This is a genomic window from Brevundimonas sp. KH_025 (assembly GCF_057839885.1).
In genome coordinates this window covers 2,250,211-2,269,571 of record NZ_CM174501.1, presented here as the reverse complement: position 1 = coordinate 2,269,571, position 19,361 = coordinate 2,250,211, and the positions used below count along the sequence as shown (strand labels likewise).

Annotated in this window: 21 protein-coding genes and 2 tRNA genes; 14 read left to right on the top strand and 9 right to left on the bottom strand. The window is 66.5% G+C overall.

All coding sequences use genetic code 11. The annotated features are described in order from the left end of the window. Positions 1–155 precede the first annotated feature (155 nt). From AC3IS2_RS11260 to AC3IS2_RS11250, 3 genes are all read left to right on the top strand, one after another. Positions 156–1,163, top strand: coding sequence for an HNH endonuclease (locus AC3IS2_RS11260; protein ID WP_489197876.1), 1,008 nt, complete (start codon positions 156–158; stop codon positions 1,161–1,163). Between the two features lie 724 nt (positions 1,164–1,887). Further along, a complete protein-coding gene (locus tag AC3IS2_RS11255; protein WP_489197875.1) occupies positions 1,888–2,472 on the top strand; it encodes a recombinase family protein in 585 nt (194 codons plus the stop codon). 119 nt (positions 2,473–2,591) lie between these two features. After that, positions 2,592–3,851, top strand: a complete 1,260-nt coding sequence (locus AC3IS2_RS11250) for a hypothetical protein (protein ID WP_489197874.1) — start codon at positions 2,592–2,594, stop codon at positions 3,849–3,851. A 184-nt stretch (positions 3,852–4,035) separates the two neighbouring features. On the opposite strand, the gene AC3IS2_RS11245 is transcribed toward AC3IS2_RS11250, so the two are convergent. Further along, positions 4,036–4,125 (bottom strand) — tRNA-Ser (locus AC3IS2_RS11245). Between the two features lie 148 nt (positions 4,126–4,273). On the opposite strand from AC3IS2_RS11245, the gene msrA reads away from it, so the two are divergent. Then, positions 4,274–4,924, top strand: a complete 651-nt coding sequence (msrA, locus tag AC3IS2_RS11240; RefSeq protein WP_489197873.1) for a peptide-methionine (S)-S-oxide reductase MsrA — start codon at positions 4,274–4,276, stop codon at positions 4,922–4,924. 1 nt (position 4,925) lies between these two features. Next, positions 4,926–5,351: an MmcQ/YjbR family DNA-binding protein gene (locus tag AC3IS2_RS11235; protein ID WP_489197872.1), complete on the top strand. Its 426-nt coding sequence runs from the start codon at positions 4,926–4,928 to the stop codon at positions 5,349–5,351. Here AC3IS2_RS11235 and AC3IS2_RS11230 read toward each other — a convergent pair whose 3' ends face one another. From AC3IS2_RS11230 to flgF, 8 genes are all read right to left on the bottom strand, one after another. After that, a complete protein-coding gene (locus AC3IS2_RS11230) occupies positions 5,352–7,163 on the bottom strand; it encodes a DUF885 domain-containing protein (RefSeq protein WP_489197871.1) in 1,812 nt (603 codons plus the stop codon). An 83-nt stretch (positions 7,164–7,246) separates the two neighbouring features. Beyond that, positions 7,247–7,747, bottom strand: coding sequence for a hypothetical protein (locus tag AC3IS2_RS11225; protein WP_489197870.1), 501 nt, complete (start codon positions 7,745–7,747; stop codon positions 7,247–7,249). 8 nt (positions 7,748–7,755) lie between these two features. Continuing rightward, a complete protein-coding gene (locus tag AC3IS2_RS11220) occupies positions 7,756–8,202 on the bottom strand; it encodes a hypothetical protein (protein ID WP_489197869.1) in 447 nt (148 codons plus the stop codon). A 37-nt stretch (positions 8,203–8,239) separates the two neighbouring features. After that, positions 8,240–8,704 (bottom strand): hypothetical protein, encoded by a 465-nt coding sequence (locus AC3IS2_RS11215; RefSeq protein ID WP_489197868.1) that lies wholly within the window; start codon positions 8,702–8,704, stop codon positions 8,240–8,242. Between the two features lie 123 nt (positions 8,705–8,827). Further along, a complete protein-coding gene (flgH, locus tag AC3IS2_RS11210) occupies positions 8,828–9,550 on the bottom strand; it encodes a flagellar basal body L-ring protein FlgH (RefSeq protein WP_489197867.1) in 723 nt (240 codons plus the stop codon). A gap of 20 nt (positions 9,551–9,570) precedes the next feature. After that, the gene (gene flgA / locus AC3IS2_RS11205; protein WP_489197866.1) at positions 9,571–10,362 is read right to left on the bottom strand and encodes a flagellar basal body P-ring formation chaperone FlgA; all 792 of its coding nucleotides are present in this window, start codon (positions 10,360–10,362) and stop codon (positions 9,571–9,573) included. 3 nt (positions 10,363–10,365) lie between these two features. Next, positions 10,366–11,154, bottom strand: a complete 789-nt coding sequence (gene flgG, locus AC3IS2_RS11200; protein ID WP_489197864.1) for a flagellar basal-body rod protein FlgG — start codon at positions 11,152–11,154, stop codon at positions 10,366–10,368. A gap of 15 nt (positions 11,155–11,169) precedes the next feature. Beyond that, a complete protein-coding gene (gene flgF / locus AC3IS2_RS11195; protein WP_489197863.1) occupies positions 11,170–11,907 on the bottom strand; it encodes a flagellar basal-body rod protein FlgF in 738 nt (245 codons plus the stop codon). A 179-nt stretch (positions 11,908–12,086) separates the two neighbouring features. On the opposite strand from flgF, the gene AC3IS2_RS11190 reads away from it, so the two are divergent. From AC3IS2_RS11190 to AC3IS2_RS11150, 9 genes are all read left to right on the top strand, one after another. Further along, entirely contained in the window at positions 12,087–12,743 is a 657-nt protein-coding gene (locus AC3IS2_RS11190; protein ID WP_489197861.1) for a flagellar basal body-associated FliL family protein, read from the top strand. 2 nt (positions 12,744–12,745) lie between these two features. Next, a complete protein-coding gene (gene fliM / locus AC3IS2_RS11185) occupies positions 12,746–13,804 on the top strand; it encodes a flagellar motor switch protein FliM (RefSeq protein ID WP_489197859.1) in 1,059 nt (352 codons plus the stop codon). A 1-nt stretch (position 13,805) separates the two neighbouring features. Further along, on the top strand, positions 13,806–14,390 hold the full coding sequence (locus AC3IS2_RS11180; RefSeq protein WP_489197858.1) for a DUF6468 domain-containing protein: 585 nt from the start codon (positions 13,806–13,808) through the stop codon (positions 14,388–14,390). A 110-nt stretch (positions 14,391–14,500) separates the two neighbouring features. Continuing rightward, a complete protein-coding gene (locus tag AC3IS2_RS11175; protein ID WP_489197856.1) occupies positions 14,501–15,457 on the top strand; it encodes a MotE family protein in 957 nt (318 codons plus the stop codon). Between the two features lie 81 nt (positions 15,458–15,538). Then, on the top strand, positions 15,539–15,778 hold the full coding sequence (locus AC3IS2_RS11170) for a DUF3297 family protein (RefSeq protein ID WP_105564633.1): 240 nt from the start codon (positions 15,539–15,541) through the stop codon (positions 15,776–15,778). Between the two features lie 81 nt (positions 15,779–15,859). Next, positions 15,860–17,290 carry a M28 family peptidase gene (locus tag AC3IS2_RS11165; protein WP_489197854.1) on the top strand — a complete coding sequence of 477 codons (1,431 nt, stop codon included), beginning with the start codon at positions 15,860–15,862 and terminating at the stop codon, positions 17,288–17,290. A 12-nt stretch (positions 17,291–17,302) separates the two neighbouring features. Next, a tRNA-Leu gene (locus AC3IS2_RS11160) sits at positions 17,303–17,387 on the top strand. A 70-nt stretch (positions 17,388–17,457) separates the two neighbouring features. Further along, complete coding sequence (locus AC3IS2_RS11155; protein ID WP_489197852.1) at positions 17,458–17,589, top strand: hypothetical protein; 132 nt, start codon at positions 17,458–17,460, stop codon at positions 17,587–17,589. Between the two features lie 75 nt (positions 17,590–17,664). Beyond that, entirely contained in the window at positions 17,665–19,359 is a 1,695-nt protein-coding gene (locus AC3IS2_RS11150; protein WP_489197851.1) for an alkaline phosphatase family protein, read from the top strand. Positions 19,360–19,361 lie beyond the last annotated feature (2 nt).

The window sequence follows — 19,361 nt, the reverse complement described above, 5'->3', positions numbered from 1 at the left end:
AGCGGCTTCTGCTTCAGCTAGAAAACGTTCACCTGAAGCATTGGCAGTCCGAACTAGCGATGAGCCGGCATCAGGCTACTGATCCTAAAACCCTCAATATTTAATAGGGCGGTACGCTTGCGTGATTTCCGCCGATCCTGGGCTTGGAGGCGACCATGCCATTAGCAGATATCACCAGGTACGCAGTGGAAGCGGCTCTCAAGGAGTACGATGCGCTTGGCGGCGAGCAGTTCCTTGCGAGGTATGGGTTTGCGGACGCGAAACGCTACTGGATCGTTTGGGAGGGGCGTCGATACCCGTCTAAGGCCATCGCAGGGGTGGCGCATCGGTTTGTGGGCGGTGAGCAGTTGCTTCCGTCAAGCAGCTTCACTGGCGGTGAGGCGTCTGTAGTTCGCAAGCTTAGACAGTTGGGATTCGAGTTGGATATACTGCCCCGGAATCCCGATTGGAGCCGCGATGAGATTGTCCTCGCGCTCGATCTATATTTCACCAATCCGGACGCCATCCCCGGCAAAGCTAGCAAGGCGATCACCGATCTGTCCGCTCTGCTCAACGCCATGCATGAGGCTATCGGCACTGAAGCGGGCGATACCATCCGAAACCCCAATGGGGTCTACCTCAAGCTCATGAATCTACGGTCGCTTGATCCCGCTTATACGGATCAGGGAAAAGTCGGCATGAAGTCTGGTGGCAAGTTGGAGAGAGTTCTTTGGGTTGAATACGCCGGGCGACGTGCTGAGCTTGCCGTAGATGCCGCAGATATCCGTGAGGCTATCGCCAAGCTAGGGGGAGCGGAGGCTAGGGGGAGTGACCAGGCGGAGCCGTATGAAGGCGAAGAAGGGGGTGTGGTTATCCGGCTCCATCGAAGTTACGAGCGCGATTCACGCCTAATCGCTGAGAAGCGAAAGCAGGCTCAGAAAAATGGCGGGGCGGTGTGCGAGGTCTGTAGCTTCGATTTCGGAGCCAGGTATGGAAGCTTGGGGGCGGACTACATCGAAGTTCACCACACCAAGCCGGTGCATTTGATGAAGCCGGGATCAAAAACGAAACTCGCCGACCTCGCCCTGCTCTGCGCCAATTGTCATCGGATGGCGCACCGCAAACGGACCCCATTGGGGTTGGACGAACTGCGATCTGCGCTCAGGCAACCTTCGGCAGGGTAGGGGGTGTTCAGGCTGAGTCAGCGCCCTCCTTCATCGACGCCGGCTAATCGCATCATGTCGCCTATGCGCGCTCGACGGACTGTGCAGTGAGCAACCACGCGATCATAGGAGCGCCTGCCTGCTCTGCATGAAGCTGTTTGTCCCATGGTTAGACGGCGGAGCGCTTCTCGTGCGGCGCGTCCATTTGGCTCGCGAAGTTCAGGTGCATTGAAGTCGGCTAGCCTGACTTCAACCAACCCGCTGGCTGTCTTTACGCACAGACTATCTCCGTCTCCGACGTATTCCACGCGCCCCTGAAACAACGTTCCTGGCCTTGGCAGAGGGGCTTCGCATGGATCGGCTAGCACAGGGGTCGATAGCGCAGCCATGCCGCCTCCGATGATCGCAGCAGCTAGCAAGCGGATCATGTCCTGGCGGCGTTGGTGAGCCATGCAACGGCCAGTGCCACGATCACCAGCAAGAGCGGGCCTAGGCAGCCCCAGGCCGCTCCATTTCCTACTTTCCAATCGTCCGGCCATTCTTTGTTGCCCATGGCTTCCGTCCAGCTTCTTGGATCAGTTTCAGCCCTAAGGGTTTCAAAGGTGTTCTGCGGCTAGCGCCTGCGGCGTGTATCTAAATCGACCGTTTCCGATACGTCGTGCTTAAGTGTATCGAAAACTAGCTTGACGACAATTTCGATCCAGTATCAAATTCGATACAGAATTCCGATGCAGGAGAAATCTGAATGGCGCGCACTTTCGCTTATTGCCGGGTAAGTACGGCTGATCAGACCACCGAAAACCAAATTCAGGAGATTGTGGGCGCTGGCTTCGCTGTTGATGCCCATCGCATCGTCTGTGAGACCATTTCAGGCTCCGTGGCCGCTATGGAGCGCCCCCAGTTCGCAAAGCTGTCAGACCGGCTTGAGCGGGGCGATCTGCTGATAGTCACCAAGCTGGACCGGCTTGGCCGTAACGCCATGGATGTGCGAGCTACGATCGAGAGGTTGGCTGGCGCAGGGGTGCGAGTCCATTGCCTTGCTCTAGGTGGCGTTGATCTTTGTAGCCCTGCCGGTCGCATGACGATGGGTGTCATTGCCGCTGTCGCCGAGTTTGAGCGCGATCTGTTGGTAGAGCGCACCCAGTCGGGATTGAAGCGAGCCAGGGAGGAAGGAAAGGTCCTAGGTAGGCCAGCATTGCTGTCTGTTGCGCAACAGGAAGAGGTGAGGGCCAAAAGGGCTGCTGGCATCACGCTGGGAAATTTGGCCAAAGAGTACGGCGTGACGCGCTCGGCAATCCAGCGTGTCGAAAAGCGCCTCGTTCGAGGCTAGTTCTGTGGCGTGTCGGCGCATCGAGCGAAGCTTTTGATGGTCGCGACGATAAGTCGGCCCAACGTTGACCTTTGGGTGAACATCGATTGGTATCTGCCCCTCAAGTGAGGGGGGGAGATATGTCCGATAGTGCGACTAGCGTTCTGAATGAGATTTCGGGCGCATTGGACGGGTTGGCAACTCAGGTTGTCAATGCGGTTAATGATGATCGTAGTTTCATGGAGATGTGGGGTTGGAATCTTCCGGCAATAAATTGCTATGAATTTGCCGATCGAATAAGAGGATCTAAACCCGTTATCCAAAATATAGATGTTTCTTCTATAACTGATGTTGATTTGGAGAAGCTTCGAAGAATACCTGGTAGAATTCAATACATACAAGGAAGCTCTGTTCCCAACCTGCCGGGAAGTAGCTCTCTTAATGTATACATCGTAATTGATAGCTTGATCGATAGTATTGAATCTATACTTTATCCATATCAGGCTCCATCATTAAATCTGCAAGCCATCGAAGATAGGAAGCTGCTTCCTGCAAGCCAGTTACGTGTCCTTAGGCGGACTGCGGACGCTATTTCGCGTCTCGATGCCGAGCAGGGCGACCTAGCTGAAAAAGTCGAGGCGATCAGATCGGCGCACCGTGTTGCCGAGGAGCTTCCTGCTGATATTCAAAGTCTTGCTGATGCAAAATCTCAGTACTCTGGCGCTCAGAATGACCTTTTGAGGCTTACTGAGAAGGCTAAATCAAGTCTGAGTGAGATAGATGAGATTAAGCAGAAGCTTGTGTTGTCCGATGAGGAGGCTCGTAATGTTATAGATAGAGCAAACTCCGCATATAGCGCGGCGACAACAATTGGATTGGGCGCAGCTTTCGCTGATAGGGCTGCAAGATTGCACTTTAGCACTCTTGTGCTTGGTGTTGTTTTGTTGGTTGCTCTAGGCGCTGGGGCTTTTATCACGTATATGCGCGTAGAGTTTGTGCATGAACTTATGCGTAATCCTAATGTTAACTACAACGTGTTGTGGTTGAACGTAACGTTTACAGCGCTCAGTGTTTCTGCGCCTGTGTGGTTGGCCTGGTTGTTGACTCGTCAGATTGGTCAGCGTTTCAGGCTCGCGGAAGATTACGGTTATAAGGCCGCCGTAGCTAAGGCGTACGAGGGCTATCGTGCTGAAGCTGCTCAGATTGACGCCGAGTTGACCAAAAAGCTGTTTGGCATTGCGCTGGAAAGGTTGGGGGAAGCGCCCCTTCGCCTTGTCGAGAAAGACAGTCCTGGGTCGCCCGTGCATGAAGCTCAGGGGCCAATCCGCCGCCTTTTAGATAGGCGCAGCTCAACTAGAGAAATCGTTCAGGCCGTCCCTAGCGAGATCATCGGGGCCTGACCGAGAAGGGGCTACCCCTTTGGGTGGCCTCTCAATTTTTGGCCCGTCGAGCGAGAAGCCAGCGATATTTGCAATCGGAGGGAGGGCGCTCGGTCTGCTGGGTTAGATTTTGGGGCGCAATTAGGGGCGGGTTTTGATCAATCTACATCAAGCTATTGAATAAGCGTCAAAACCTAGGCGTCGGTGGCGGACAGAGAGGGATTCGAACCCTCGGTAGGCTTTCACCTACACACGCTTTCCAAGCGTGCGCGATCGACCACTCCGCCACCTGTCCGTTTCCACGACGTCGCCGTGTCGCCGCCGGACGGTCGATCCAGCGGAGGCGAGGCTGATAGAACAGCATGACCCCCTCGGCAAGCGCCCTGTGAGGGCCCATATGGGGGAAAGTCGATTTTGCCCCCGAATTCTGCGAGATTTTTCAGATGCTGTTCCAAAAGACCGCCGAACTGCCGACCGTCGAGACGGCGCTGCCGGGGCGCGAGGCGCCGCTGGCGACTGATGAGACCCATTTCGTCCTGGGCCATGCGCTGAAGGGGCCGCATCCGGACGGGTTCGAGACGGCGGTGTTCGCCATGGGCTGTTTCTGGGGCGTGGAGCGGGTGTTCTGGAAGCTGCCGGGCGTCTGGGTCACGTCGGCGGGCTATGCGGGCGGGATCACGCCCAATCCGACCTATGAGGAGGTCTGCTCGGGCCGGACGGGGCACACCGAGGTGGTGCAGGTCGTGTTTGATCCGAAGGCGATTTCCTACGGCGACCTGCTGAAGGCCTTCTGGGAAAACCACGACCCGACGCAGGGGATGCGTCAGGGCAATGACCAGGGGACGCAGTACCGCTCGGCGATCTACACCTTGAACGCGGCGCAGCAGGCGGAGGCGGAAGCTTCGCGCGACGCCTATCAGGCGGCGCTGACGGCGGCGGGACGGGGGACGATCACGACGGAAATCGAGCCGGCGGGTCCCTATTATTTCGCGGAGGACTATCACCAGGGTTATCTGGCCAAGAACCCGGCCGGCTACTGCGGCATCGGCGGGACCGGCGTGGTCTGCCCGATCGGCGTGGGCGTGGAAGCCTAAGATGGACCGCGCGGGGGTAGGCAGGGTTTGTCTGGCGTTGCCGGGGGCGACACTGGACCATCCGTTCGGCGACGACCACGACGCCTATAAGGTCGGCGGCAAGATGTTCGTCATGGTGGGCGCGACCGGCGGGGTGTCGTTCAAGGTCTCGGACATCGCCTATGAGGTGCTGACCGAGAGCGGCCATGCGCGGCCGGCGCCCTATATGGCGCGCGCCAAGTGGGTGAACCTGCCGCAGATCGACGACTGGGCGGACGAGGAGCTGGCGGACCATATCCGGTCCGCCCACGCCATCATCGTCGGCAAGCTGACGAAGAAGGCGCGGGCCCGAGCTGGGGCTTTAGGCGGGCGAAAACGGCAGAGGGCGGCGTCGCCCCCTCCACCGCTACGCGGTCCCCCTCCCCACAAAGTGGGGAGGAAAGTGTGACTACTTTGCCTTCTGCTCGGCGATCCAGCGGTCCATGCGGGCGTCGAGCAGGGCCAGCGGCAGGGGGCCGTCGACCAGGAGGGCGTCGTGGAAGGTGCGGACGTTGAAGCGGTCGCCCAGTTCGCGTTCGGCCTTCTGACGGATCTGGCGCAGGCGGATTTCGCCGATCTTGTAGGCCGTGGCCTGACCGGGCCAGCCGATGTAGCGCTGCAGTTCGGTTTCGATGTTGTGCGGGGCCAGGGCCGAGTTGTCGCGGAAGCAGGCGCGGGCCTGTTCCGTGGTCCAGCCCAGCCAGTGCAGACCGGTGTCGGCCACCAGGCGGCACGCGCGCCACATCTCGTAGCTGAGGCGGCCGAAGCGCTCGTAGGGCGTGCGATAGATGCCCATCTCCTCGCCCAGGAACTCGGAATAGAGGCCCCAGCCCTCGGTGAAGGCGGTCACGTCGGCGCCGCGACGGTAGTAGGGCTGATCCGCCGCCTCCTGCTGCAAGGCGATCTGCAGGTGGTGGCCGGGGACGGCCTCGTGGACGGTCAGGGCGGGCAGTTCATAGAGCGGGCGCTGGTCCAGCTTGGACGTATTGACGATATAGCCGCCGGCCACGCCGTTCTGCATCGAGCCGGCGTTGTAGCGGCCGGTGGTGTAGGTCTCCTCGATCTCGCGCGGGACGGGGCGCACGCCGTAGGGCAGGCGCGGCAGGGTCCCGAACAGGGCGGGCAGACCGTCGTCGGCGCGCTTGGCGATCTCCGACGCCTTTTCCAGCAGTTGTTCGCGGCTGGTCGCGTAGAATTGCGGATCGGTGCGCAGGAAGTTGAGGAAGCCGGCGAAGTCGCCAGTCCAGCCGGCGGCGCGCATTTCGTCCTGCATCCGGGCGCGGATGCGGGCGACCTCGTCCTGGCCGATCTGATGCACCTGATCCGGGGTCAGGTCGGTGGTCGTGTCGCTGCGGACGAAGAAGGCGTAGAGGTCGCGGCCGCCGGGGCGATGGGTCAGGCCCGGCTCGGCCGGGGCCTTGGGCAGGTAGTCGTCGCGCAGCATGGCCAGCCAGGCCTGACGGCGGGCCGTGATCGGGCCGTCGATCAGGGCGCGAGCGCGCTGGCGCAGAGCCTCCTGATCTGCCGCCGGAATATTGGCGGGCAGGGCGGCGAAGGGCTTCATCAGCACGTCGCCGTCAGGATTCGAGGCCAGGTCGCGCTGAGCCTGGCCCAGGGCGCTTTCGACCACCGATTTCGCCTGGATCAGGCCGGTCGACAGGCCGCGCCGGGCGTTGGCGATGCCGGCGTCGTAATAGGCGGGGGCGGCCTCCAGTCGGGCCAGCCAGGCGTCGGCGTCGGCGCGGCTGGCGATGCGGGTCGAACTGGCGAGATAGGATAGGGTCTGGCCGGGGCCGCCCTCGGAATCGAAGGCCAGGCGCGACGGGTCCAGCCCGATCCGCTCCAGGTCGCGGGCGATCAGATAACGGGTGAAGGCGTGGTTGAGCCGCTGGTCCGTGTCGAGGGCGGCGGGGGCGATGGCGTCGAGCCGGGCCAGCAGGGCCTTGAGCGGGGCCTGACGCGCCAGATCGCCGGCGCGGCTGGGGTCGGGCAGGCGCGACAGGGCGTCACGGTCGCCGTCCATGCCCGAACTGATCGGATCGACGCGGCGCAGATAGGCTTCGTAGTCGGTCAGAACCCCGGCCAGAGCCTCGGCGGCGGGCGTGGCTGCAGCAGCAGCGGGGCGCGTCTGGGCGCTTTCGGCCAAGGCGGGCGTCGCCGCCATGAAGGCCGCCAGAGCCGCCCCGATCAGAAGCCGACCCGTCAGATGATGCTTGTCCATACTGTCCTCCCTCAAGCGGGAGGGAGGAGACAGGCGCGCGGGGCGACGGTCAAGCTGTGTCGGCGGGCCCCAGCCGCCCAGTTTCAGCCGCAGAGGGCGAAGAAACGGTCGATGTTCTGGTCCGAGCCGCGCTGGGCCACGAAGGGCGTGCGGTAGTCGGGGCCGTAGGTCGCCAGCCAGCCCAGCTTGCGGAAGCGCAGGAAGACGGGGTCCGAGGCGCGGGCCAGGGCGGTCAGGTCCAGCCCTTCGTGCATGGCGGAGGGTTCGGCCTTGGCGGGATAGGTTTCTGTGTCGCCGCCAGATTCCAGGGCGATGACGCGCGGATGGCCCTCGGCGACGGTCTGCAGGATTTGCAGGGCGCCGGAACCGGGGCGGCACGACAGGTCCAGAGGCACGTCGTCGGTCTCGGCCATGCCGTAGGACAGGCTGGCCTCCTCGGCGTCCTCGTTCAGGTGCCAGTCGTAGCCGGGCGTGGCGTCCGGCGCGCCGCTGGAGGCGGCGACCAGGTTGGACGCGACCGTCGGCGCGCAGGCGGTGAGCGCAAGCGCCGCGACGGCGGGGGCGATCCAGACGACAGGACGCATGGGAGATCCTAGCCAGTGCAGAGTTCGGCGAACCGGCGCAGCTTGGACAGATTCGCCCGATCAATCTCCATGGACGAAGTCTGCTCTCCGACCGCGACCTGCAGACGTCCATTGGCCAGGAAGGCCGCGAAGACCGGATGGTCAGCGCGCAGGAGGGTCTGGAAATGGCCGCGCCGGGGACGGACTTCGGCGTTGGCGGAGGCGGCGCCCGAGGTGATGGTGGCGAGGCCTTCGGCAGGGGGCGCGCCATAAAGGGTCACGCGAACGATGCTGGAGCCGCGCGCGCATTCCAGGGTCGAGCGCAGGCGCGGGGTGTCGGGAACCTCGTTGGCGAGCACCAGCGGACCGTTGTCGGCGTAGAGCGTCCAGGTCCAGCCCTCGGCTGCGGGCGTGGGCGCGGTCTGAAGCGCCAGGGCCAAGGAGGCCGCCTGCGCAAGCCCGATCAAGGCGGTCATGATTCAGCCCCGGCTGATAGGTTCGGGCGGACTTTGATCAGGCGTGGCTGGAAGTGCAATAGCCGAGGAAGTTCTGGACCAGGCGGCGCTCGGCGCGATTGGCCCTGATCTGCTGGTCGCCGGCCTCGGTCTGAACGGCGATGCGCCCGCTGCGCGCCAGCCCTGTCAGGGCCGTGTCCGTCAGCGGCAGGCGAGACTCGTAGGCCTCGCCGTCGGACAGGGGGTCGATCGGCTGCGGCCCCAGGGCGGCCGGCGTCAGGGCGGGGCTGCGCGGCTGGGCGTCGCCATAGACCACCGCCGTGCGATCGCCGGGCGAGCAGGTCAGCATCAGCGCCACCTGATCGGAATCGGCCAGGCCGTAAGCCAGCTTGGCCATCGAGCCTTCATGCAGCAGGTGCCATCCGGCGAGGCCCTCGCTGGGGGCAGGGGCGCTGGTCAGGGCTTGACCAGCCAGGGCGGCAAGACCCAAGGCGGCGGCGACGGGAAGCAGGGACTTCGACATTACAAATCACTCGCGTTCGACGGAGCAAACGCGGGTCGCTTGTTAAGGGTTCACCGCCCCGCTTGGCCGCGCGCGATTCCGTGAACGCCTGTCGCCGGAATCGCACGCTTCGTTGAACGCCGGTCAGAAGGGGCTGAAGCGCTCCACCAGGGACTGGGCCGCCGGGGTGGCCTGCATCCGGCTGATGTCGCCGCGGCCGCCGTAGCTGATGCGGGCCTCGGCGATCTGGGTGTGGGCGATGGTGTTGGCCGAGGAGATGTCCTCGGGCCGCACGATGCCGGCGACGGTCAGTTCGCGGACCTCGCGGTTGGTGCGCACTTCTTGCCGACCCTGGATGACCATGTTGCCGTTGGGCATGACGGCGGTGACGACGGCGGCGACGGTCAGGCTGACGCGCTCCGAACGGTTGACGCTGCCCGAACCGGCGGCGTTGGCCTCGCCCTCGGTGCCGACCATCTTGGCCGGGTCGAAACCGCCGGGGAAGGCGCGGCCCAGGCTGTTCTCCAGGCCGAAGAAGTTGGTGACGCCGCCCGAGGCGCTGTTGGTGCGGGCGCGCTGGGTCGAGTTCTGGGTCTGGGCGCGGTCGTTGATGTCGATGTTGACGGTCAGGATGTCGCCGACGCGGCGGGCGCGCTGATCGCCGAAGAAGCTGCGGGCGCCGGTGCGCCACAGGCTGTTGGCCGAGGCGGGGGTCGGGGCCGGCAGATAGGCCTGTTCGACCGGGACCAGGGCGGCGGGATAGCCGATGGGGGCCAGTTCCGGCCCCTTCACCGCCTCGATGGCGGTGGAGCAGGCGCCGAGAGACAGGGCGGAGGCGGCGACGGCGAGGATCAGAACTTTACGCATGACAGGATCTCTCTGCGTTCTCAGCGGGCGGCGAACTGTTGCGGATTGGCGCGGGCCGTCTGGGCGGCGGGGCCGGCGACGGCGCGGCCGGGGGCCACGGCCACGGCGTCGATGGTGCGGCCCGACTGGAGGTTCAGCACCGGCACGGCCTCGCCCGCCGAGGCGTTGCGGACGGCCTTGCCGGTGACGGTCAGTTCGACGCCGCCGGCGATGTAGGCCACCTCGACCATGTCGTTGCGGGCGATGACCTGGGGCGAGGCCAGGTCGCGGCTGGTCACGGCCGCGCCGGCGCGCAGGGCGCGCTTGGCCGACAGACCGACGACCTGATCGGCGTCCTGGGGACCGCCGGCCGGGGCCTGGTGCGCCTGGACCGTGGACCAGACCACGTCCTCGGGCTGGACGATGTCGCCGGCGGCCAGGCTGCGGGCGTAGGTCAGGACCTCGACCGTGGCGCCGGGGCGCGAAGCCGCGCTGGCCCCTACGCTGGCGACAGCGGGGCGGGCGGAGGCCTCGGCAGGAACGGCGCCGCCTTCGCGCACCACGATGCGGCGCAGGCCCTGGGGATTGCTCCACTCCAGACCGGCGCGGCGGGCGGCGGCCTGAACCTGGCCGGCCTCGAAGACGACCGTGGCGCCGGCGCGCTGGCCGACCACGACGTTGGCCGCGGCGCCCGCGTCGTCGAACAACTCGCCCAGGGTGACGCGGCCGTCGGCGTCGGTCGGATCGGGCAGCAGGCTGACGGGGCCGGCCAGGGCCGAACCGGCGAAGGCGGCGGCGACGAGCGCCAGGGTCAGGGTGCGGATCATGGCCATGACCTAGCTCTTCACCTGGGCCGAGACGGACAGCATTTCGTCGGCGGTGGAGATGACCTTGGAGTTCATCTCATAGGCGCGCTGGGCGACGATCAGGGCGGTGATCTCGCTGACCGCGTCGACGTTCGAGGCCTCGGTATAGCCCTGCATCAGGGTGCCGTAGCCGGGCTCGCCGGGCGCGCCGACCGTGGCCGGACCCGAGGCGGCGGTCTCGAGCAGCAGGTTGTCGCCGATGGCTTCCAGGCCCGCTTCGTTGAAGAAGTTGGCGATTTCCAGCTGGCCGACGACCTGGGGCGCGGTCTGGCCCTGGGTCGTGACCTGCACCTGGCCCGACTTGGAGATGGAGACGTCGACCATGTCCTGGGGAATGCTGATGGCCGGTTCAACCGCATAGCCGTCGTCCGTGACCAGCTGGCCCTCGCCGTTGACGGTGAAGTTGCCCGCGCGCGTATAGGCCAGCTCGCCCGAGGGCAGAGTGACCTGGAAGTAGCCCTTGCCGTCGATAGCCACGTCGTAAAGGTTGCCGGTGCGGCTGGGGCTGCCCTGTTCGGTGATGCGGTAGACGCTGCCGGCCTTGACGCCCGCGCCGATCTGGATGCCGGTCGGGACGACGGTGCCCTGGGTCGAGGACTGGGCCCCCATGCGCTCGACGTTCTGATACAGCAGGTCCTGGAACTCGGCCCGCTGACGCTTGAAGCCGACCGTGTTCATGTTGGCGATGTTGTTGGAGATGACCTCCACGTTCAGCTGCTGGGCCAGCATCCCGGAGGCGGCGGTTCTGAGAGCGCGCATCGTTCAGCGTTCCTTCTAGCCGACCCGGCCCAGCCGCTCGACCGAGCGGCGCGACAGGTCGTTGGTGTTCTCGATCATCTTGCTGATGCGCTCGTAGGCGCGGCTGATCTCGATGAGGTTGGTGATTTCCAGCAGGGTGTTGACGTTCGACCCTTCCAGCATCCCCTGGCGGATCTGCGCGTCGGGGGCGTCGGTCGGCTGGGTGTTGGAGCTGTTGCGATAAAGGCCGTCGCCGCTCTTTTGCAGCACCGACAGGGCGTCGAAGCGCACGGCGTTCAGGCGGCCGACCGGCAGGCCCTGCTGGCTGATCGTGCCGTCCGCGCCGACGCTGACGGCGCCGCGCTCGGGATCCAGGGTGATCGGGCCGCCGTCGGCGAGGACCGGCAGGCCCTGCTTGGTGGTCAGGACGCCTTCGGCGTTGGTGGTGAAGCCGCCGTCGCGGGTATAGGCGGGGCCGGTCGGCGTCTGCACGGTGAAGAAGGCGCCTTCGCCCTCGATGGCGAAGTCCAGCGAGCGCCCGGTCTGCTTGATCGAGCCTTGGCCGAAGTCGCGGCCCACGCCCTTGTCGAGGACGAAGCTGGCCGACGGGCGGATGTTGTCGTTGCGCGCGCGCTGACCGACCTCGGTCCCGACCATCAGCTGTTCGACCTTGAACCCGGTGGTGTCGGCGTTGGCGACGTTGTTCGCCACGATGTCCAGCTCGCGGCGAAGCGTCATCTGACGGGACAATCCGATGTAGGCGGCGTTTTCCACGAGTGCGGCTCCTTCGCCGATCTCGTCGCAACGACCGTGCCAACAGGGTTAATCCAGTCACAGCGGGCGTTTGAGCTGAATTGGCCCCTGCGGCGCCCGGCAGGATTTGCCGATTGTAAACGCCTCGTTAACCAAAAACGCCGCATCAGGAAGTCTGTGAGGATCGGGGCGACGTGCGGATGCTGAAGCTGAAGCTGGGCAAGAAGAAAGACGCGGCGCCGGAAGGCGACGACGCCAACCTGCCCGCCGTGTCCGAAGGCGAGGGCGCAGAGGGCGAAGGCGCGCCCGCCAAGAAGAAGCTGCCGCTGCTGTTCATCATCATTCCGGCGGCCCTGGTCGTCCTGGGCGGCGGCGGGGCGGCGGCCTTCTTCCTGATGAAGCCCAAGCCGGCTGAAGCCGAAGCCGCCGGCGATCACGGCAAGGCGGAGAAGAAGGACGAAAAGGCCGAGAAGAAGGGCGGCGATCACGGCGGCGGCGGCGAGGGCGGCGAGGCCGACCCGGCGCTGGGCAAGATTTCGGCGGGCCCCGACGGCGTGACCTTCTACACCCTGCCCGACATGATCGTGAACATTCAGTCGGCCGATGGACGCCCGACCAATATGAAGCTGAAGCTGACGCTGGAGATGAAGGACGCCGAGCTGGCGACCCATCTGCAGAGCGAGGCCCCGCGCATGCGGGACATGTTCCAGAGCTTCCTGCGTGAACTGCGTCCCGAGGACCTGGCTGGGTCGGCGGGTTCCTATCAGCTGCGCGCCGAGATCCTGCGCCGGGTCAACCTGGTCGCCGCGCCGGGCAAGGTCGACGCCGTGCTGATCGAAGAAATGCTGGTGCAGTAGGCATGACCGACACCCTGGCGGCCGATAACGAACTGGATCCCTTCGGCGGCGAAGCGGACATGGGCGCGGCCCTGTCCGAGCGCGTGCTGAACCAGGACGAGATCGACAGCCTGCTGGGCTTCGACATGGGCGACGGCGACGACTCCGAACGGAGCGGCATCCGCGCCATCATCAACTCGGCCCTGGTCTCCTACGAGCGCCTGCCGATGCTCGAAATCGTCTTCGACCGCCTGGTGCGGTTGATGACGACCAGTTTGCGGAACTTCACCTCGGACAACGTCGAGGTCAGCCTCGACACCATCAGTTCGATCCGTTTCGGCGACTATCTGAACTCCATCCCGCTGCCGGCCATCCTGGCGGTGTTCCGGGCCGAGGAGCTGGACAACTACGGTCTGCTGACGGTCGATTCCAACCTGATCTATTCGATCGTGGACGTGCTGCTGGGCGGGCGTCGCGGCACGGCGGCGCTGCGGATCGAGGGGCGGCCCTACACCACCATCGAGCGGGTGCTGGTGCAGCGGATGGTCGAGGTCATCCTGAACGACGCCCGCGCCGCCTTCGAGCCGCTGACGCCCGTGCATTTCAATCTGGACCGGCTGGAGACCAATCCGCGCTTCGCCGCCATCGCGCGCCCGGCCAACGCCGCCATCCTGGTCAAGCTGCGCATCGACATGGAAGACCGCGGCGGTCGGGTGGAACTGCTGCTGCCCTATTCGACGCTGGAGCCGATCCGCAAGATGCTGCTGCAGCAGTTCATGGGCGAGAAGTTCGGCCGCGACAACATCTGGGAAGGCCACCTGGCCACCGAGCTGTGGACCACGGAAACCGAGGTCCGCTGCGTCCTGGACGAGCAACAGATCCCCCTGTCCAGGGTGCTGGATCTCAAGGTCGGCGACACCCTGATGCTGAACGCCACGCCGGATTCCGAAGTCTCGGTGCGCGCCGGCTCCATTCCGCTGACGACCGGCAGGATGGGGCGCAAGGGCCAGCATATCGCCGTCCGTGTCGAAGGCCCCATCACCACCGACGCCGCCGCCCGCATCTCCAGGGAGAACAGCTGACATGACCGGCATCATCCTCGACTCCCTCCTCATGCTGCTGCTGGTCGCGGCCATCGGCTACGGCATCAAGCTGGAGAGGAAGCTCAAGGCTCTGCGCGAGGGACAGCTGGCCTTCGCCGGCGCCGTGACCGAGCTGAACGCCGCCGCCGGCCGCGCCGAACAGGCCCTGGCCACCCTGCGCGCCTCGGGCCAGGAGACGGACCTGCTGCACGACCGGATCATCAAGGCCCGCGCCGTGAAGCAGGAGCTGGAAGTGCTGATCGCCCGCGCCCCGGCCGCGCCGCGTCAGGCCGAGCCGCAGCCGGCAGCCCCGGTCGAGGCGCCGCTGGAGCTGAAGGTCCCGGCCTCGGCCGTCGCCCCCCTGCTGGACGACGAGGCCCGCGCCCGCCGCATGGCCTCGCTGATGGAGCGGATCGAGGGCGCGCGCGCCGTGATGAAGGCCCCCGCCGCGCGCCCGACGGCTCCGGCTCCGGCCGCCGCCGACCGCTTCGCCCCGGTGATGCAGGCCCTGGCCGCTAACCATGCTGCGCAACAGAGCCTCAACCGTGCGCGTCGTAGCCTGGACGAAGATCTTTTCGCTGCTTGATCATAAGGGCCCCTATGTCCGAGGCGCGGCCTCGGACGACTTGAGGGGCGAAGTGTCTTTCCAGCCCCTATGCCTGTGCGGCGTTTGAACCGCCTTACCGAGTGCCACCGATGAGCAAGCTGCCCCGCCTTCTGCCCCTGATCGCCATCGCCATCGGCGGGGTCGTGGCCGTGCGCGCGGCGGGCGTGGCGCCGGAACTGTTCCAGGGCGCGACCGCCTGGGCCCAGGAGGCCGTGACGGCCGAGACGCCCGGCGAGGGCGGCGGGGCGGCGGCGGCCAAGCCCGTCCCGGCTGTCTGCGCCCTGACGCCGGAGCAGCTGGCCCAGCAGGCGGGGATTTCGCCGGCTGAACTGCGCATCATCCAGTCCCTGTCCAAGCGCCGCGACGCCCTGGACGCCCGCGACGCCGACTTCGCCACCACCCTGCCGCTGATGGTCGCCGCCGAGCAGAAGCTGGACGCCAAGCTGCAGGCGCTGGAAGCCCTGAAGGGCGAGATCGCGGCCCTGGTCGGCCAGGTCGACGAGAAGGAAAAGGCCGAGAACGACCGTCTGGTCGCCGTCTATTCCGCCATGCGGCCCAAGGAGGCGGCAGCCGTCTTCAACTCCCTGGACGACAGCGTGCGCCTGCCCGTCGCCGCCGCCATGCGGCCCCGGACCCTGGCCGCCATCATGGCCCAGATGCCGCCCGCCGGCGCCCGCGAGCTGACCGAGAAGCTGGCCAAGCGCTTCCAGGCCCAGCAGTTCGCCGCTCGCGCTGCGGCGGCCACGGCCGGCGCTGCGCCTGCGACCCCCGCAGTCGTGCCGACAGCGGCGCCGGCGCCGACCCGCACGGCGGCGCCTGCCGCCGCCACGCCCGCTGCTGCGGCTCCGGCGACCCCGGCCGCCCAACCGGCCGCCCAGCCCGCGCGTCGTCCGACGCCGCGCCCCGCCGCCCAGCGTCCGGCCCCGCGTCCGGCGCCCAAGGCCGCTGCGCCCGCCGCCGCGCCTGCCGAGGCCGGTCCGCGCCCCTATACGCCGCCCGCCGCTGCGGCCGCTCAGCCCGCCGCGCCGCGTCAATCGGTTCAGTAGAACCGCCTCGAGCAAGGGCGCGGTTGGCATAGCGTCCGCGCGCCGCTATTCAGCGCGCTTCGATTTTCGCGAGAGCCCTCCATGTCCGACGCCCTGCCTGACCGCCTTTCGGTCGATCCCGACAGCCCCTTCCACGACGCCGACCTGCTGGCGCGCGGCATCGGCATCCTGTTCAAGGGCGAGGAAAAGACCAACGTCGAGGAATACTGCGTCTCGGAAGGCTGGGTCCGCCTGGCCGTCGGCAACCGCGTCGACCGTCGCGGCAAGGCCCTGACCGTCAAGCTGCAAGGCCCGGTCGAACCCTTCCTCAAGGGCGAGTGAGATTGGCGGGGTCCGAGGCTTTCAGCCTTGGACCTCAACCGCTAGGGTCCCGCCTCATTTTGTGAGTCTGGGAGGCGCTCCATGTCGTTCAACGCCCGTCTGATGGCCGCCAGCGCATTGGCGCTCGGCCTGATCGCCACGCCGGTCCTGGCGCAGGACGCCAAGACCATCCGCGCCGCCGAGCAGGTGCGCGACACGGCGCTGCAAGGCAACATCGCCCTCGACTACGTCACCCAGGTCACGACCCGCTTCGGCGCCCGCCCGGCCGGTTCGCGCTCGGAACAGGCGGCCGCCGACTGGGCCGCCGACTACATGCGCGCCCACGGCTTCCAGAACGTCCGCATCGAACAGTTCCCGCTGGTCGGCTGGGAGCGGGGCGAGGAGAGCGCCGAACTGCTGGGCGCCCGCCCGCAGAAGCTGGTCGCCGCCGCCCTGGGCCATTCGATCGCCACCCCGGCCGAAGGCATCGAGGCTGACGTGGTCTTTTTCGACGGTCTGGACGCCCTGCTGGCCGCGCCCGCCGGCTCGCTGACCGGCAAGATCGCCGTCGTGGACGGCGGCCAGATGGTGCGGATGCAGGACGGCTCGGGCTACGGCTCGCTGTCGCGCGTTCGCGGCGTTGGCCCGACCGAGGCGGCCAAGCGCGGCGCGGTCGCCTTCGTCATGCGTTCGGCCGGTTCGGACGACCACCGGATGCCGCACACGGGCACGACCCGCTATGTCGAGGGCAAGGTGCCGCTGCCGGCCTTTGCCCTCAGCGCGCCTGACGCCGACCAGGTGGCGCGGCTGGTGAAGATGGGCGAGCCGGTGCGGCTGCGCCTGAAATCCACCGCCCACACCTATCAGACCCACAGCCAGAACGTGATCGGCGACATCGTCGGCGCGACCCGTCCGGACGAGATCATCGTCCTGGGTTCGCACATGGACAGCTGGGACCTGGGCACCGGGGCCATTGACGACGCGGCGGGCGGCGCCATCACCCTGGCCGCGGCCAAGCTGATCGCCGAGCAGGGCCGTCCGGCCCGCACCGTGCGCGTGGTCCTCTATGGATCGGAAGAGGTGGCCCAGCCGACCGACACCGGCAACGGCGGCGGCGCCTATGTCCGCAACATCGGCACGGGCGTGGAGAAGCACGTGATCGCCGGCGAGAGCGATTTCGGCGCCGACCGCGTTTACGCCCTGGGCCTGCCGCCCGGCGCGCAGACGACCGACTTCGCTAGGATCGCCGAGCGCGTTCTGCGCCCCCTGGGGGTGCTGCCGGGCGAGGCTGAGCTGTTCGGCGGCGTGGACATCGGGCCTCTGGCGCGCGCGGGCGTGCCGGTCTTCGGCCTGCGTCAGGACGGGACGCGCTATTTCGACCTGCACCACACGGCCGACGACACCCTGGACAAGATCGACCCGGCGCAGATGACCCAGAACGTCGCCGCCTGGGCCGCCCTGGTCCGGCTGATCGCCGATTCCAACGTCGACTTCCGGGCGACGCGCCCCGCCGCCCCGCAGGCGGCGCGTTAAGGGAGCAAGACCGCGAGCGTGGCGAAACTGGTAGACGCAGCAGACTTAAAATCTGCCGACCTCGGTCTTGCGGGTTCGATCCCCGCCGCTCGCACCAACTCTAACGATTTTCTGAGAGGGGACCCCGACCTGCATCGAGAGATGCTGGCGGCGGCCATGCTGCAACGATGAAGAAGCGCCCGCTCAACGAAATCCTTCTGTGGGTCATCCTGGTCATCGGAGCGATCGGCGCTGTGCTGTCGGCTCTGGCCATATTCGCGGCCTTGGGCGTTAGCCTCTATGCGGCTCTGTTTGGCTGATCCTGTCCCTTGTCTTGGCGCCGCTACGCTAGGGGGGTAGTCACCCTGCATCCTGTCGTGTTTCCGGTGTTCAAGATGATCCGCAGCCGTGTTCTGGCCCCGACCCTGGCGCTCGCCCTTCTGGCCGGAGCGGCGCTTCCGGCGATGGCGCAGCAGGCGGCGCAGCCCGTGGCGGCGACCGCTTCGGTCGAGCGCGCGGCGCCGGCCCTGGTCGTCACCCTGGTGGTGGATCAGTTGAGCGCCAACCTGTTCAACCAGTATCGCGGCCAGTTCACCAGCGGGCTGAAGACCCTGGCCGATCAGGGCATGGTGTCGATCAACGGCTATCAGACCCACGGCGTCACCGTGACCTGCGCCGGGCATTCGACCGTCCTGACCGGCGTCCATCCGGCCCGCAGCGGCATTCCCGCCAACGACTGGATCGACACCACGACGGGTCAGGAAGTCTATTGCCTGGCCGCGCCGCAGAACACGCTGGCGCACGGCAAAAACACCGACAACGGCCCGGTCGGCCCGGACCAACTGAAGGCCTCGACCCTGGGCGACTGGCTGAAGGCGGTCAGCCCGCAGAGCCGCGTCTTCGGCATTTCGGGCAAGGATCGCGGGGCCATCAACCTGGCGGGGCACAAGGGCGACGGCGCCTTCTGGCTGACCGAGGGCTTCGGCTTTACCACCTATGTCGAGCCGGGCCAGTCGGCCGAGGCCAGGCTGGCGCCGGTCGCGGCGATCAATGCGCGGATGATCGACCGCTTCAGCCGCAACGCCCCGGTCTGGAACTATCAGCATGAAGGCTGCCGCCGTCTGGAAGGCCAGTGGGTCATCGGCGGCCAGACCTTCAACTCGACCCTGCCGCCGGCGGAAGACACCCTCGAGGGCTCGCCCCTGCTGGACGAGCTGACGCTGGAAGGCGCCGCCGAACTGCTGGACAATCAGCAACTGGGCCGTCGCGGCGTCACCGACATGCTGGGCGTCAGCCTGTCGGCCACCGACCGGATCGGCCACGGCTATGGCACCCAAGGCCCCGAGATGTGCGAGCAGATGCTGCGCCTCGACGCGGCCCTGGGCGTCTTCCTCGACAAGCTGTCGACGGTGCCGGGCGGCGTGGTCGTGGTCCTGACCGCCGACCACGGCGGGTCCGACTTCCCCGAGCGGTCCTCGGTCGAGGGCTATCCCGCCGCGGGCCGCGTGGATCGCGCCCTGATGCCGCGCGTCAATGATGCGCTGAAGGCGCGGTTCAACCTGGACGCCAATCCGCTGGTCTCCTCGGCGGGCGGGCTGATCGTGGTCGGGGCGGACCAGAAGTCGCTGGCCGAGCCGCTGCGCAGCCAGGTTCTGGCCGCCGCCGTCGAGCTGCTGAACGCCGAACCTCAAGTCGCCCTGGCCGTGTCGCGCGACGAACTGCTGGCCGAGCCGGTTCCGGCCTCTAGCAATCCCGAGGAACTGAGCGTGCGTCAGCGCCTGCGTCTGTCGGCGGTGGCCGGGCGCTCGCCCGACATCATGCGCGCCTATCAGCCGGGCTTGACGGGGGCGGGCCGGATCGGCTCGGCCATCTCCAGCCACGGCTCGCCCTGGGACTATGACCGCCGCGTGCCGATCATCTTCTGGCAGCCGGGCGCCCGTGGTCAGGAACGCTTCCTGCCGATGCGCACCATCGACATCGCCCCGACCCTGGCCCACCTGATCGGGGTCAAGCCGGCGGACGACGTGGACGGCCGCTGCATGGACCTGCCGCAGTTCGCAGGCGGCCGTTGCGAGGCGCCCAAGCCATAAAC

Excerpts from the sequence above, each read along its gene's own strand:
- AC3IS2_RS11260 (WP_489197876.1), top strand. The coding sequence starts at position 156 with ATGCCATTAGCAGATATCACCAGGTACGCAGTGGAAGCGGCTCTCAAG.
- AC3IS2_RS11255 (WP_489197875.1), top strand. The coding sequence starts at position 1,888 with ATGGCGCGCACTTTCGCTTATTGCCGGGTAAGTACGGCTGATCAGACC.
- AC3IS2_RS11250 (WP_489197874.1), top strand. The coding sequence starts at position 2,592 with ATGTCCGATAGTGCGACTAGCGTTCTGAATGAGATTTCGGGCGCATTG.
- msrA (WP_489197873.1), top strand. The coding sequence starts at position 4,274 with ATGCTGTTCCAAAAGACCGCCGAACTGCCGACCGTCGAGACGGCGCTG.
- AC3IS2_RS11235 (WP_489197872.1), top strand. The coding sequence starts at position 4,926 with ATGGACCGCGCGGGGGTAGGCAGGGTTTGTCTGGCGTTGCCGGGGGCG.
- AC3IS2_RS11230 (WP_489197871.1), bottom strand. The coding sequence starts at position 7,163 with ATGGACAAGCATCATCTGACGGGTCGGCTTCTGATCGGGGCGGCTCTG.
- AC3IS2_RS11225 (WP_489197870.1), bottom strand. The coding sequence starts at position 7,747 with ATGCGTCCTGTCGTCTGGATCGCCCCCGCCGTCGCGGCGCTTGCGCTC.
- AC3IS2_RS11220 (WP_489197869.1), bottom strand. The coding sequence starts at position 8,202 with ATGACCGCCTTGATCGGGCTTGCGCAGGCGGCCTCCTTGGCCCTGGCG.
- AC3IS2_RS11215 (WP_489197868.1), bottom strand. The coding sequence starts at position 8,704 with ATGTCGAAGTCCCTGCTTCCCGTCGCCGCCGCCTTGGGTCTTGCCGCC.
- flgH (WP_489197867.1), bottom strand. The coding sequence starts at position 9,550 with ATGCGTAAAGTTCTGATCCTCGCCGTCGCCGCCTCCGCCCTGTCTCTC.
- flgA (WP_489197866.1), bottom strand. The coding sequence starts at position 10,362 with ATGGCCATGATCCGCACCCTGACCCTGGCGCTCGTCGCCGCCGCCTTC.
- flgG (WP_489197864.1), bottom strand. The coding sequence starts at position 11,154 with ATGCGCGCTCTCAGAACCGCCGCCTCCGGGATGCTGGCCCAGCAGCTG.
- AC3IS2_RS11190 (WP_489197861.1), top strand. The coding sequence starts at position 12,087 with ATGCTGAAGCTGAAGCTGGGCAAGAAGAAAGACGCGGCGCCGGAAGGC.
- fliM (WP_489197859.1), top strand. The coding sequence starts at position 12,746 with ATGACCGACACCCTGGCGGCCGATAACGAACTGGATCCCTTCGGCGGC.
- AC3IS2_RS11180 (WP_489197858.1), top strand. The coding sequence starts at position 13,806 with ATGACCGGCATCATCCTCGACTCCCTCCTCATGCTGCTGCTGGTCGCG.
- AC3IS2_RS11175 (WP_489197856.1), top strand. The coding sequence starts at position 14,501 with ATGAGCAAGCTGCCCCGCCTTCTGCCCCTGATCGCCATCGCCATCGGC.
- AC3IS2_RS11170 (WP_105564633.1), top strand. The coding sequence starts at position 15,539 with ATGTCCGACGCCCTGCCTGACCGCCTTTCGGTCGATCCCGACAGCCCC.
- AC3IS2_RS11165 (WP_489197854.1), top strand. The coding sequence starts at position 15,860 with ATGTCGTTCAACGCCCGTCTGATGGCCGCCAGCGCATTGGCGCTCGGC.
- AC3IS2_RS11155 (WP_489197852.1), top strand. The coding sequence starts at position 17,458 with ATGAAGAAGCGCCCGCTCAACGAAATCCTTCTGTGGGTCATCCTGGTC.
- AC3IS2_RS11150 (WP_489197851.1), top strand. The coding sequence starts at position 17,665 with ATGATCCGCAGCCGTGTTCTGGCCCCGACCCTGGCGCTCGCCCTTCTG.